Origin of the sequence: Vibrio sp. S457-15 (genome assembly GCF_000960545.1) — a bacterium.
Lineage (GTDB): Bacteria > Pseudomonadota > Gammaproteobacteria > Enterobacterales > Vibrionaceae > Vibrio > Vibrio parahaemolyticus.
The window spans coordinates 402,942-417,093 of record NZ_JYOQ01000121.1 but is presented as its reverse complement, the minus strand read 5'-3'; the positions used below and the strand labels follow the sequence as shown (position 1 = coordinate 417,093).

Genomic DNA, 14,152 nt, shown 5'->3' with positions numbered 1-14,152 from the left:
AGACTTATAAGAGAACGAGACTCAAAATGTACACCAATGCCATTGCCGTGACACCTTGAACGAGCGTAGCCATGGTTTGCGCGCGGTACGCTAAGCCCACCGACATGCGGCTAAACTGCGAAACTACCCAAAAGAAGCTGTCGTTTGCATGAGAAACCGTCATCGCACCTGCACCGATCGCCATCACTGTTAATACGCGGCCCATTTCTGAATCTAGCCCCAATTGCGTAAGCATAGGCGCAACCAAAGCTGATGTGGTCACCAGCGCAACCGTAGACGAACCTTGCGCCGATTTTAGCGCAGCCGCAACGATAAATGGCATAAAAATACCCACGCCCAGCGCCGATAGCGTCGTACCCAAGTATTCACCTAGCGGCGTTGCTTTTAATACCGCGCCAAATGCGCCACCCGCACCGGTAATCAAAAGAATAGGCGCAGCAGCCGTAATACCTTGGCTGATTCGCTCGCCAAATTCTTCAATCTTGTTGTCTGACTTGAGTAGGCGAACAGAAAGGAACAGGCCAATCACCAATGCAGTTAGTGGCTGTCCTAAGAAAGTCAGAACATCAAACACAAAACCTTCGCCCAGCGGTAGGCTTGGGAATTTCGCGATAGAGCCAAAACAGATCAATAAGATTGGAACAAAAATAGGAGCGAATGCTTGGCTCGCCGTTGGCAATTTGCCGTAAGACGCTTTGAGTGCTTGCCAGTCATGCTGAATTTCATCTGCGGCTTCAATGCCATCTGGTTCAACATGTTGGAATCGGTTCGCCCACAACATACCCGCTAACGCCGCAACCGCTGCAACAAACACACCCACACCAATCACTAAACCAAGGTTAGATTCCAGGCCTAAGTTACCCGCAGCGGCAATCGGGCCAGGAGTTGGCGGCACAAACGTGTGCGTCGCGTATAGGCCAGTAGCCAACGCCACACTCATCGCAACGCTTGAGGTTTTTAAACGCTTCGCGAGTGATTCTTTTAGCGAGTTCAGAATGACAAAGCCTGAATCACAAAATACCGGAACAGAAACGATGTAACCGATGATGCTCATAGTCAATGTTGGGAAACGCTCACCCAACACTTTAATAACCGTATCGGCCATGGTGATCGCCGCACCACTTTTCTCCAAAATAACACCGATGATGGTACCTAAAACGATAACCAAACCAATGTAACCAAGGATGCCGCCAAAGCCAGAAGCAATGGTTTTGGCAATGCTATCTGCCGGTAAGCCGTAAGCAAATGCCGCAAGGAACGCCGCGATGATCAGCGCTAAAAAGGGATGTAATTTGAATTTGGTGGTCGTGAGCACAATAAATGCGATCACCCCGAGCAGGATTAATATAAGGTTCATGATAACTCCATTTATTCTTATTTTGCTGAGCGAGTCCGTGTTGGCTCACTCAACATGTAGGGACGCATGAATTATTAATCGTTTGCTTTCGAATTCCTTTAGGCGGAGTGACAAATGATGTGGTCAAAAAATGACGCGTATTGTGCAAATGCACAATATCAAGCCATTTTTGAGAGCCGAGTCGCAATATAAAGCTCCGCTAACCCCACAAAATTGGTGGTTGGTAACCCTGTTATCTCGGTGATTTTTTCTAGCCGATAACGCAGAGTGTTCCGGTGAATAAACAGCATTTTAGAGCATTCTGTCACATTGCCATTGCATTCAAACAATGCATCTAGGGTTTTCAGTAATTGCCCAGATTTGTCTTTCTCTTTCAACCGTTTCACGCCATCAATAATTTGTTCACCTTGCCAAATATCCGCCAACGGTGCTAACAGCACAGGCAAACGAAGTTCGTCGAACAGGTACTTACGTTTCTCTGGGTAGAACTGCTTGCCAATGGCTAATACCTGCTTCGCACTTTGGTATGACAACGCGACATCTTTAGGCTCATTAAACAGCTGCCCTAGCGCAATGTGAAACGTATGCGAATCGTGATCGCTTAAACGCGACATCAACTTATCAATGCGTTCACTTTCGATTTGGCTATCCCACTGCTTGGCGGAATGACACGGTTTCAGCACCACAATTTCATTCACTGAGACAATCGCAACTAGGTTGTTACGCTCTGGGTATTCAAGCAGCTCAACAATATTGCGCACACTCTTCATGCTTTTTGAGGCAGACGGCGTCGAGACTTCAATCACCGTTGCCACCCGTGGTTGAGTAACATCGATAGAAAGACGCATCGCCCAATCTTTCAGCTCTTCATCAGTCAATTTGCCATTGATCCAAGCCAGAATAAACTCTTCGCGATGACGTCTGTCCCACTGAAATTTTTCCACCAGCGCAGCTTGCTCGATTGTCAATTCAGCGGTCATTTTGACCAGTTTGGCAAAATCTCGGATTTTCTCCGGCTCACCTGTCACACCAACAATACCGACCACGTCGCCATGCAATTTCAACAGCATATTGATTCCGGGTTTGACACCCTGCAACGTCAAACATTGCTGCTCATTCAGCTCTAGTGAATCGCCGTGATTCAACGCCAATACCGCGCCATCATGCACTTGCCCAACGCGTTTGGGATCGCCACTGCCAATAATGATGCCTGCTGAGTTCATCACATTCACATTGTGACCAATGATGGACATGGTTCGATCAACAATTTGCTGTGCTAAGGAGTGGTCGAGAATCACCATTTCGATTTTCCAAACTTATAAATGAATCACTCAATAAATCACAAATAGCCTGCTATCGCGATGCTGTCGATGCAAATTGCAGGCGTAGCTCAAATCATTACGCCTTAACCACACATAAAAAAGGGTTTAATCCATCATTTTGAACAGAGGGATATATACTTAAAGCAAAGAGACTTCGATGCCTTGTTACTAGGCGTTGGAGTCACGTTGCTGCAAGTGAGCGATAACGGAGGAAACACGATGGAATTGCGTAATAAAGCGGGCGAAATTGCCAAAATTGCTGACAACCTCACTTTGAAAGAAATTACTGAAATGGGCTACACCGTGGACTTATGCGATGAAGCTTATGATGCCAATGAGCACTGGAAAGCAGAAGGCAAAACTGAGGGTATGGGCGAGTACCCAGAAGAGTAAACGTCCCGACGAGCCAGCGCACTAGAGTGCTACAAAAATAGAGTGCAACAAAAACAAAAAACCGAGCGACTTAACGCTCGGTTTTTTACTTTTGAACCTCTTGAATGAACATATCCATCTCTTCAAGATAATTACCGTTTGAGCATCCCCAGTCAGTGACTTCAATCAGCTCAGTAATCAGCTGACCTGAATCATCACTTTGCACTCGCTGAACAAACGCTTCAAAGCGGTCAAGTTGAGCCTGAGTTTTAATGGCATGTACCGCATATTCTTGCATCAGCTCGTTATACACCTGCCAACGGTGATCATCAGCAACATCACTACTCAGAATGACCGCACATTTTTGCTGAATACTCTCAATGGCATCCTTTTTAGGAGCCGTCACTGACGAACATCCCGCTAAAACCGCTCCTAGCGTCAGCAACGTTATTTTTGCTTTATTTATCATTTCGTTTCCGCTTTGTACGACTGCAACAAGAAATTTTATAAATTGTATACCATCAGCGCCCAAACGTAAGGTACGCCACAACAAATAACCTACTAACCATTTAAAATGTAAACAAATAGTAAAATCACGTTTACGCGATGCAAAATCGACAAATGAGATTGTCGCTCCTTTCTCGCGGCCAAGCGTGCAATAATCAACTGTCTACATAACGAAACCATTTGAAGGATCAAAATGACCGCAACGGATTATCTCAACGACCTCAATCAACGTTACCTCGCGATTCACCGCACCAAAGAAGATTTCTTTTGGGAAACTTACATGGGGATCAGCGATGACCATGATGGCTCAACGCAAGCACAAACGGCGTGGACAAGCTTTTTGAGCAACGCCGAGCAAATTACTGCCATCAAACAACAGCTTGAAGCCGCGGACTCAATTACCGACCCACAAGAGAAACAGCAAACCATTACGGGTCTTTCTGGTTGGCTAGCGATGTTTGAATCTCACGCCATCGAGGGCGAAAAAGCACAAGCGTTGAAAAATCAGCTCATTGCCTTTGAAGCTGAGCTATTCGAGAAAAAACAGAACCACGTACAAACGTTTACCGATGAAAACGGCAAGCAAGTAGAAGGTTCACTGCCAGTATTGAGCTCAACCATTCGCACCAGCAATCATGAAGAAGTTCGCCAATCGGCTCATCAAGCGTTGCTGAACCTTGAACAATGGCTACTGCAAAACGGCTTTATAGAACTGATCAAACTGCGCAACCAGTTCGCTCGCTCACTGGGTTATGCGACCTTCTTTGATTACTCCGTGCAAAAAACGGAAAAGATGAGCTCTGAGCAGCTATTCGAGATTTTGGAAGATTTCGAACAACGCACGCGAGATGCGCACCTAAACAGCTTAGAAAACTTGGCGAAAGAGAAAGGCGCAAGCGCACTCACTGGCTTCAACTTTGTTTACTCGTTCGCGGGTGACGTCATGCGTGACCTTGACCCATACGTGCCGTTCTCTAAATCTCTGAGACGCTGGGTAGAATCGTTTGGTCGTCTGAATATTGATTACTCTGGCGCGACGCTAACGCTGGATTTGTTAGACCGCAAAGGTAAGTACCCGAACGGGTTCTGCCACGGCCCGATCCCTTCTTTCTACAATCAAGGCGAATGGGTCGCAGCACAGGTGAACTTCACCAGCAATGCCAAACCAGACCAAGTGGGCAGCGGCTACGATGGCATTAACACGCTGTTCCACGAAGGTGGCCACGCAGCACACTTTGCGAACGTAAAAATGAACGCGCCTTGTTTTTCGCAGGAGTTTGCGCCGACGTCGATGGCTTATGCAGAAACTCAGTCGATGTTCTGTGACAGCCTGTTAACCGATGCCGATTGGCTAAAACAGTACGCACTGGATGATGAAGGGAATTCGGTTCCTGATGAGACAATTCAAGCGATGATCAACAGTCGTCAGCCATTCAAAGCTTATGAAGAACGTAGCATCTTGGTTGTGCCTTACTTTGAGCGCGCGTTATATCAACTTAGCGATGATGAGTTAACGCCAGAGCACATCACTAAGCTGGCTCGCGATTGTGAAAAACAGATCCTGGGTTTGGAATGCAGCCCTCGCCCACTGATGGCGATTCCACATTTGCTATCTGACGAAGCGGCTTGTGCATACCAAGGTTATCTACTCGCGCACATGGCGGTGTATCAGACCCGCGCATACTTCCTTGAGAAGTTTGGCTACCTGACGGATAACCCAGAAATTGGCCCACTGTTGGCAAAACACTACTGGCACGCAGGCAATCATTTGTCGCACAACGAAACCATTTTCAGCCTGACTGGCGAGGGGTTCAATGCTAAGTACTTGGCAGATGTATGTAATCTATCGCCAGAGCAAGCGTGGGAAGTACAGCAGAAGAAAATCGACTCACTTGCAACACGAGAACGAGCACCAGTTGCTTCACTGAACGCGACGATTAAAGTCGTCGACGGCAGTAAAGAACTGGCAAGCAACGTCATCTCTGACGAACAAATGTGTGACGATTTTGAACGTTACATCGTAGAGACTTACGGTCGATAACACGCCAAGAGCCAGAAGCCACGCTTCTGGCTTTTTGCTATTAAGACACAATAAAAGGAAGCGCCATGCATCAACAAATCATCAAGTTCTGGTTCGAGGAGCTAACGCCTCAAAACTGGTTTGAAAACAACCCAGAACTGGACAAACATATTGCGTCACGATTTGCCTCGGTACTAGAACAAGCCGCTCGTTGTGAACTGTTTAATTGGCGTGACAGCGCACAAGGACGATTGGCCGAAATCATCGTCCTCGACCAGTTTTCACGTAATGTGTATCGCAACACCCCAAAAGCGTTTGCGCAAGACCCGCTCGCATTAGCATTGGCTCAAGAAGCAATTCGGTTAGGACACGATCAAGAATTAGCGCCTGAGCAGCTAAGCTTTTTGTACATGCCGTTTATGCACAGTGAATCTCGACGTATTCATGTCGAAGCTGAGAAATTGTTTCGCGCATCAGGGCTTGAAAATAACTACAATTTTGAGCTAAAACACAAAGCCATCATCGACCAATTTGGACATTACCCACATCGCAACGCCATCTTGGGTAGAGAAAGCACACCTGAAGAGTTAGCATTTTTGCAGCAACCTGGGGCAAGTTTCTAAATAACAATGAATAATGAGTTAACTATGAGAGACCACGCAGTATGCTGGCCATGCTTGCTAAAACTAGACGGCGACGATGAACTTATCTATTTGCGTTCTCATGCCGAGCTTGATTCCGAATGCGAAGCGCTCATTTGGGGGCCAGATGATTACGTAATTGACTCAAATGGCTACACGTTCGGGTTGCAATACAACGATTCGAACACCACCGTTTTACAACCGGGAGCACGCACTCTGTCCGTCGAGGAAGTTACGTCACTCATCCAGTCGCATGAGTTTAGTCTCGCACAAAGATGCATAATCAAAATTCACTTCACCTCGGTACAGCAAGCTATTGAGGCATTAGCCAATTAGCTCGAACCCCGCCCATACTGATTACATATAATTATTATTTTTATAATTTATGATAATTTCATGTAATTAAAATCGCACCATATACTCTCCCACATCGAAACAAAACAACGTTTAAGCGCACATGTTGGGAGCAAACAAATGAAAATGAATCATGTCGGTATTATGGTCGGAGATATGGATAAAGCGGTTGAGTTTTACACGCAAGCGCTTGGTCTAAAAGTCGTTATGGGCAACACGAAAGTGATTGAAGAACGCGAAACCGCAATTGGCAGAATGTGTATTGCGGTCTTTGGTGAGGGCTTTAAAGGCTTCAACATTGCGCATCTAGTGACAAGCGATGGCATCGGACTTGAGTTATTTGAAATGAAAGAGCGTCAAGAGCGCCATGAAGTGGATTTTTCTCGCATCGGAATCTTCCATTTCTGTTTGCAGACGGACGACTTTGAAGGCGCAATCAAGCGCACTGAAGCGTTGGGTGGCAAAGTGCGTATGGACATCATGCGTTACCACCCAGAAGACGATAACAAGCCTGCGAAAATGGTCTATCTAGAAGACCCATTCGGCAACCTGTTCGAGCTTTACTCGCACACTTATGAAGAAACTTACGCTTCTGAATACGAGTAATAATCTCTATATTCTAAAGGTTAGCAACAAGCTAGCTTTTTTGGTTTGCTTTGAGTTGCAGTGTTTCTGCACTCGATCTAGCAAAAGCCCACCTTGCATTTGATCATTTCTCTCACGACTTTTAAGGTCGCTTTATACTTATCTCATAACCGCACAAAAGGAGTGAAGCATGCCCACCAACAACCCAATCGCAATCCAAGCCCTTGATCATGTCGTGTTAAGAACGTGCAATCTCGACGCTATGTTGCATTTCTATCGAGATATTTTGGGTTGCCCTGTCGAGCGCGAAGTAATGGAGCTTGGTTTAACCCAGCTCAGGGCTGGTAACGCATTGATTGATGTGGTGACGGTGGACAGCGAGTTAGGGCAACTTGGCGGAAAGCCACCAGTTCAAAATGGTCGTAATATTGACCATTTTTGCCTGCAACTAGCACCTTTTTGCGAAAATGAAGTACTGGAATATCTGTGTTCGAACGGCATTGAAACCGAAGAGTTTGCGAAGCGCTACGGCGCACAGGGGTTCGGTCGCTCACTCTATATTCATGATCCGGAAGGAAATGTCGTCGAGTTAAAACCTCAAGTGATTGATGAGTAAGCTACAGTTAACTGTGTTACTGACCATTTGTTTCTCATCATTGTAGAAGGCTCAAAAAAATGAACGCGATCTCGTTAGTCCAAGGCGACATCACCACCGCACATGTCGATGCCATCGTGAATGCAGCAAACCCGAGAATGCTCGGCGGAGGTGGCGTCGATGGTGCCATTCATCGCGCAGCAGGGCCTGCGCTTATCAATGCGTGTTATGCCGTTGATGATGTCGACGGTATTCGATGCCCGTTTGGTGACGCACGCATTACTGAGGCTGGCAATTTAAACGCGCGTTACGTCATTCATGCCGTTGGCCCGATTTACGATAAATTCGCCGATCCAAAAGCGGTGTTGGAATCTGCATATCAACGTTCGCTGGATCTCGCGCTCGCCAACCACTGCCAAAGTGTGGCGCTGCCTGCGATTTCTTGCGGAGTGTATGGCTACCCACCCCAAGAAGCAGCAGAAGTCGCGATGGCCGTTTGCAAAAGACCGGAATACGCGGCACTCGACATGCGCTTTTACTTGTTTAGTGAAGAGATGCTTTCGATATGGCAACACGCCCTGCTCCAGCACTAAAATCTGTGTGACAAGAGACATAAAAAACCGGACTGCCAATACAGTCCGGTTTGTCTTATTTATCACTGAATTATCGTTCGTTAAGCGCTATGAATGCTAGGGGGGTCATCCAAAGCGCCTAATGTGTGCGATCTAGTTTTTGAAGAATCCGTTGTACATCATGTACAAATGCGCCGCAGACCAAGAGAAGTTCGACGCACCTTGTACCGCGCCCGTCTCTGGGTTGTAGTTTTCACGGATTGGCATGTCACCCGTCATACCTTCTGCGTTGTTAAACAACTCATTCGCCATTGCAATCGCCTCTTCTTTGTAGCCGTAGTTTTCCATCGCACGGAAGCCAAAGTACACTTGGTCTAGCCACACACGACCACGCCAGTACACATCTTTACCGTAAGCAGGGTTGGTTTGCGACGCGGTCGGCAAAGGCACACCCGTTCCTTGGAATTTATCTGGCGTGTTGAACTCGTCTTGATCACGCATCACCGCGATCACTTTATCGGCATGCTCTTGCGTTGCTGCACCATTAAACAGCGGCGACCAACCTTCAGGGCCACGTCCACGCTCTACAATCGGCAAACCCGCACAGCCATTTGCAAGAGGCGCAGGAGTAGTGCCATCTTCAGCCACATTTAAGTGAATGTCGTAGAAGAATCCTGTGCTTTCATCAAACATACACTGGTTAATGTAAGTCTTGATTTTTTCTGCGCCGTTAAGGAATTCTTGCGCGCGGTCTTTACCTTCTACGCCATCGGACACCAACTTCGCCATTTCCGCTAAGTATTTGTTGTCTGAGTACATGTAAGAGGCTTGATCCACCGATTCTTGCAGCATAGAGAAGCCAAGCAGCTCACCGTCCGCAGCGTTATTGTTGGTGCGGTTTTCTGCAAAACGAACTTCCCAATCTTTCTTCGCTAGATCGAGTTTCGCTAAGTTTTCCGCTGACGTATTGCTGTACACCCACTCTTCGCCTTCCAGCTTGATGCTGTTATCAAAGCCGTACGCACTTGCCGCGTAGCGACCAAGTTGATCCACATTTCTGTCTGGGTTGCTGATGTCTTCAGCTTGCGAATTCATGTTGTGGATGTTGTAGATAAAGCCAAAACGAGCCGCGTTATCCATGCCCGATTCCCAGCCCGCCGCTTCTTGTGCGCCGACGTGAATCGTCATGTAATCCACTTTATCGAGAATCTTATTGTAAGACGCCATGCCTTTTACTTTATAAGAATTGCCGTTTTGCTCGATGATGTCTTCTGCAGGAATAATGGTCGTGAAGTTAGGATCGCGCGTTTCTACCCAAACGTACATCACGCCTTCTTTTGTGTTGTGTGCTGGGTCTACTGCCGCGCCGTATTCAGGCACACCATTTTGGTTGTGGTCGCGGTTGGATAGCCACCAATCGTGGTATGCCACCAACTTCGGATACATTTCATCAATGAATTTTTGCGCGTCTTCTGGGCGATCAAACTGGTTCACGAGAGCGTGATACACCTCCATCACAGACCATGCCGCCAACGATGGTTTCGTATTGCGTTCGTTCCAGTTTTCAGAGCCAGCACCACCACGACTAACAGGTTTGGTGTACGTCAACACATCCAGCAAGTAGCCTTTGTCTTGCGGACGAATCTTGTCATCAGCTTGAACTTGCTCTTGGAATACCGTGCGAATGTTGTCCATCGCAACATCTGGGTTGAAATGCGCCATCGCGTACGCTTGTTTCCACGAATCCCACGGCCATGTTAAGTTACCAGAGAACCAACGCGCAGTGACCGATGGCGTGACTGTCGCTTGTTCAATATCGCCCGCCGCAGAGCGCCAGTTACCGTTTAGGGTCTCCATCGCTTTTACCGCTACGCGAGCTTGGTCTGCTGTCGCTTCTTTGTTGATAAGACCATTCGCTAAATAGCCGTCCCAACGCGCTTTCGACGCTTCCATGTATTGAGTTGGATTCGCCAACACATCTTGCAATTTCAACGATTCTGACTGCACTTCTTTCGCATTGTGCAGGTTAGAATACGCCGTATAAACCGCCGATGTTTGCTCAGCTGGTAGGCTCATCTCCGCGGTAGAGCTGAATGAGGTTTCGTTGGTGAACGTCTTCGTCGGTAGAGAACGGGTAATGCGGAACTCTGCATCGCGATCATTACGGATCGCCCAGTTGTCTTTCATCTCGCTAAAGTTAATTTTAATGCCGTTCTCGATGGTCGAAATCTGGCGCTTGTAATCTGGGTAGTACTGCGCCACGGTTTGGTCTTTGCGCGTCGACAGCGCGTATTTCACCAACTCGCCGTCCCACTCCAACGCCAAGTTCATATCACGATCAGTTTTATTGGTGATGAGCGTTTCCACCAGTGAAGAGCGATCAGTTACGAAGCGCAGCACCATTTGCACGTGAATATCGTCCAAGTCCAACACCTGCACTAACGCACCTGGAATGGAATAGACTTTCGCTTCTGCGTTCGATAAGTCGTAAGTTTGGCCACTCACTTTGTCGGTCAACGTGAGCTTGTCGAACGTTTGGCCAGACATAAAATGCGCGTACTCTTGCGTCACTTGCATAATACCGCCGAAAGCGCCATAACCCGCCGCATCTTCAGGTAGCAAATGGCCATGCCACGCGCCGTTGTCTGTGAGTGCGTTGTACTTCAGGTTCGAATAACTGTCGTAATCACGCAGGTAAGTTGGATTACCAGTACGATCAATCACGTTAGTAAACTCCGAAGTTGGTGCCTGTGGTAAACGGATTTCAGTTTTATCATTGGAACCACATCCAACAAGCGAAATAGTAGCCCCGATCAGAATGGCAAGTGTGCTCTTTTTAAACATACTTTTCCCCTATTATTTACGTTATTTTTATATACTCATTTATATAAATGAGTGTTTTTAGTGTGCAGAAGCCCGGCTCGCACTAAATAAGCACGAGCTTCCAATAATTATTCTTTTATTTTTCTTTAGCGATAGTGATGGCTTTTAATAAATCGCCATTAATATTCGGAATTGTGTCAGCCAAAAATATCTGATTACCCGGTGTAAAAGTGAGTAAAACGTTTTTTAGTCGTTGACTGTTTTCACTGGTTTTATTTTGAACATCAAACTCAATTAATTTGTTGTACACTTCATTTGCCAGTTTTTCTTCTTGTTCTTCGGTAATCGCAATGCGTCCAACACAAATTGGAGGCCGAATATCGTGGCTAAACACTTCTTCACGAAAGCGCTGTGCAAATAGCGTGTCTAAATTTGAACCTTCTTCAAAAATAAAGCGGCCTGTATCTTTAAATTGATAGTGTTTATCCCCTTTCAGTTCAATGTAATCCATCATTTCTAGTGCACGTAAATAGAGCGCAACGGAAGTATCACTCAGCTGGTATCTCCGTGCGATCTCTTCTAAAGACCACTCAGGTCGACGCAAAAGATAAAGAAAATCAAATAAGTGAGGATATTGATGGAAAATCTCACTGTTGGTGTCAGTGATAAACTGTTCACTCTCTTGCTGCAGCTGCTTACCTCGCATGGATAACTCAACCAAATCCGTATCAAGGTGCGTGGCGTACAACAAGATTTTATCTAAACCAAGAGACGTATTGTGAAGCTGCCTTTTTATGGTAGAAAGCGGGATTCCAAGTCCAATAGAAAGCTCGGAATATCCAATGCCTTTTTCTTTTATTTTTTCTCGTAAAGCAGCAAGTAAATACGTTGCAGAATTATTCATCGAACAATGCCTGTATTTTATTTATTCAGCATCCATGATGATAAATTCAAGAGAGTCCTACTCTTGTGATTTTGGTCTCAATATTCTATCTTGTTGGCGTAAAACATGTCTTATCCATTAGATTTTTTACTTTTCTTTAACTGGATACATTTTACCCACCGAGAACAAGTTATAGCCATTGCTCTATGGGCTTATCAAGATAATAGTCAGTATAATTGTTTTGAAGAGTAAAATTAAGATGGCAAAGATTTTTACTAAAACTTTTCTGATAAGAGCGCAAATTTTCAGATGAAAAGTATCAAAAAATGACACTAATCGATTTATAAAAGCGTGAGATCACAATTGGAAAGTGAATCTATGGAAATTTTTAATTTCAATGACCAGTAAAAACCTTGTTATATTCTGAAAATAACAAAGTTAATTTCTAAAATAATTATTGAAGTAAGATCATATTATTAAGTCAAAATTCTAGCTGGCTCACATATTTCTTTTTCTCGCCACCACTGTTTATTTATATGTTCTTGATGAACGTAAAAACTCTCCCCCGGCATTGGCGTCAGCAGCGTTATATGTTCTTTTTGACAATGGGCAAGCAAATCTAAAATCGGTTCGTCCCAGCGGTGAGTAAATAGCTCGTATGTAGCCCAATGTACTGGCAACAGTTTTTTCGCATTTAAATCGTGAAACGCTTGCACGGTATGGTGAGCCTGCATGTGCCCCCAGTTTTCGACCGGATAACCTTGGCCTTTCACATCGGCAGCCACTTCCAAACAAGCAATGTCGATTGGTCCACATCGCAGTGCGATCTCGGAAAAGTGCGAATCGTAAGCTGAATCGCCACTAAAATAGAGCGTCTCTTCTTTTCCTTTGATGACCCAAGAAGCCCACAAGGTCGAGTTTTTATCGAAATAAGTACGACCCGAATTATGGTTAGCAGGCGTACAAATCAGTTCGATTCCAGCATAGTGCACGCTATCCCACCAATCGAATTCCACGATGTTGTCTGCGCAAACACCCCACTTTATCAGATGCTTGCCAACCCCTAAGGGCACATAAAACGTCACGGGTTTATCGGCGTAGAAACGTATGGTCGATGCTTCTAAATGGTCGTAATGATCGTGCGAAATCACGATAATTTCAGGAATCGGCAAACAATCTCTAGCATGGGTATTGGGAATATTGCGTTCAAACCACGCTTTTGCGATGAACGGAGAAGCGTAATCAAATACCGGGTCGGTCAGAATTCGAATGCCATCGACCTCCACCAGCATAGTGGAATGGCCCAGCCAAGTAAGGCGCATCGATTCACTTCGCTGCGCAAACTGCGTAGGTTGAATTGGGGAATGTGGCAGATGTTCGTTAGGACTCAACGGCGTTCTACCACCAAGATAACTCCAACACACCTGCCAGAATGATTGCGGACTAGGGACATTTGGCATCTCGTTTTTAACGCGGCCGTTTTCAAATTGAGGCGAGTGGTGAACACGGTGCGCCAACTGCGCATGGTAGGTTTGAGGGGAAATCAGTGAACTTGGCTTTTGTGTCTTTTGTTCACTCGTTAGGTATGTGCGCTTAAGTATCGTTTCAGACATATCGTAGTTTTGTCTCGCTTGTGAACGCTCACATTAGGTTTATTAAAACGTGCGTGTATGTCTATTTCGTGACCAAAATGAGGTGTAAGATGAAGATTCAGTTTCAATCAAACGTCTTCTATTTAAGGATACGGTTCTCATACCTTCTGAATACTGCGTCGGTTTGAAAGGAGAAAACTATGGTGACTTGCAGCCAATACGATTTTATTGAAATCGCCTGTATGTTTAAGCTCCCGATCGAGATCACACTAAAAAATGGTGAAACTCATCAGGGCAACGCGTTCGACACAGGCTACGACATGCAGCGACAAGAGTGCTTGTTTTTAGATATGGATGGTGAGCACATCGCCTTCCCGACTGAACAATTAGTCGCAATGCGCGCGCTCAAAGCCAATCCGCATTTTGATGAAGTGACGTTTGAGTAAACGTCCTTCTTTCACTGATACCGTCCAATAAAAAACGCCTCTCAAGCTGACACAACTTGAGAGGCGTTCTCTGGCACAGTTCA

The 14,152-nt window shown here is 45.9% G+C and carries 14 protein-coding genes; 8 read left to right on the top strand and 6 right to left on the bottom strand.

What is annotated here, in order from left to right; translation table 11 throughout:
• Positions 1-4: 4 nt before the first annotated feature.
• Positions 5-1,357 carry a GntP family permease gene (locus UF05_RS12965; RefSeq protein WP_005482895.1) on the bottom strand — a complete coding sequence of 451 codons (1,353 nt, stop codon included), beginning with the start codon at positions 1,355-1,357 and terminating at the stop codon, positions 5-7.
• 158 nt (positions 1,358-1,515) lie between these two features.
• The gene (locus UF05_RS12960) at positions 1,516-2,658 is read right to left on the bottom strand and encodes a sugar diacid recognition domain-containing protein (RefSeq protein WP_005460816.1); all 1,143 of its coding nucleotides are present in this window, start codon (positions 2,656-2,658) and stop codon (positions 1,516-1,518) included.
• Positions 2,659-2,898: 240 nt separating this feature from the next.
• Here UF05_RS12960 and UF05_RS24675 point away from each other — a divergent pair, with 240 nt between their 5' ends.
• On the top strand, positions 2,899-3,072 hold the full coding sequence (locus UF05_RS24675; protein ID WP_005460772.1) for a hypothetical protein: 174 nt from the start codon (positions 2,899-2,901) through the stop codon (positions 3,070-3,072).
• 85 nt (positions 3,073-3,157) lie between these two features.
• Here the strand turns inward: UF05_RS24675 and UF05_RS12955 are convergent, their stop codons facing one another.
• Entirely contained in the window at positions 3,158-3,520 is a 363-nt protein-coding gene (locus UF05_RS12955) for a hypothetical protein (protein ID WP_045545665.1), read from the bottom strand.
• Between the two features lie 231 nt (positions 3,521-3,751).
• Between UF05_RS12955 and UF05_RS12950 the strand changes: the two genes are divergently transcribed.
• From UF05_RS12950 to UF05_RS12925, 6 genes are all read left to right on the top strand, one after another.
• Entirely contained in the window at positions 3,752-5,599 is a 1,848-nt protein-coding gene (locus UF05_RS12950; RefSeq protein ID WP_045545646.1) for a M3 family metallopeptidase, read from the top strand.
• A gap of 65 nt (positions 5,600-5,664) precedes the next feature.
• Complete coding sequence (locus UF05_RS12945; protein ID WP_045545645.1) at positions 5,665-6,201, top strand: DUF924 family protein; 537 nt, start codon at positions 5,665-5,667, stop codon at positions 6,199-6,201.
• A 24-nt stretch (positions 6,202-6,225) separates the two neighbouring features.
• A complete protein-coding gene (locus UF05_RS12940) occupies positions 6,226-6,555 on the top strand; it encodes a DUF4144 domain-containing protein (protein WP_045545644.1) in 330 nt (109 codons plus the stop codon).
• 138 nt (positions 6,556-6,693) lie between these two features.
• Complete coding sequence (locus tag UF05_RS12935; RefSeq protein ID WP_005391929.1) at positions 6,694-7,179, top strand: VOC family protein; 486 nt, start codon at positions 6,694-6,696, stop codon at positions 7,177-7,179.
• A gap of 169 nt (positions 7,180-7,348) precedes the next feature.
• Complete coding sequence (locus tag UF05_RS12930) at positions 7,349-7,774, top strand: VOC family protein (RefSeq protein WP_020841657.1); 426 nt, start codon at positions 7,349-7,351, stop codon at positions 7,772-7,774.
• A 59-nt stretch (positions 7,775-7,833) separates the two neighbouring features.
• Complete coding sequence (locus UF05_RS12925; protein WP_025632940.1) at positions 7,834-8,346, top strand: macro domain-containing protein; 513 nt, start codon at positions 7,834-7,836, stop codon at positions 8,344-8,346.
• Between the two features lie 132 nt (positions 8,347-8,478).
• Here the strand turns inward: UF05_RS12925 and ygjK are convergent, their stop codons facing one another.
• The 3 genes from ygjK to UF05_RS12910 all read right to left on the bottom strand — a co-directional run bounded on the left by ygjK (position 8,479) and on the right by UF05_RS12910 (position 13,644).
• Complete coding sequence (ygjK, locus tag UF05_RS12920; protein ID WP_029838634.1) at positions 8,479-11,169, bottom strand: alpha-glucosidase; 2,691 nt, start codon at positions 11,167-11,169, stop codon at positions 8,479-8,481.
• Between the two features lie 115 nt (positions 11,170-11,284).
• Positions 11,285-12,052 (bottom strand): hypothetical protein, encoded by a 768-nt coding sequence (locus UF05_RS12915; RefSeq protein ID WP_020841655.1) that lies wholly within the window; start codon positions 12,050-12,052, stop codon positions 11,285-11,287.
• A 455-nt stretch (positions 12,053-12,507) separates the two neighbouring features.
• Positions 12,508-13,644, bottom strand: coding sequence for an MBL fold metallo-hydrolase (locus UF05_RS12910; protein ID WP_045545643.1), 1,137 nt, complete (start codon positions 13,642-13,644; stop codon positions 12,508-12,510).
• A gap of 179 nt (positions 13,645-13,823) precedes the next feature.
• On the opposite strand from UF05_RS12910, the gene UF05_RS12905 reads away from it, so the two are divergent.
• Positions 13,824-14,069 (top strand): Rho-binding antiterminator, encoded by a 246-nt coding sequence (locus tag UF05_RS12905; protein ID WP_020841653.1) that lies wholly within the window; start codon positions 13,824-13,826, stop codon positions 14,067-14,069.
• Positions 14,070-14,152 lie beyond the last annotated feature (83 nt).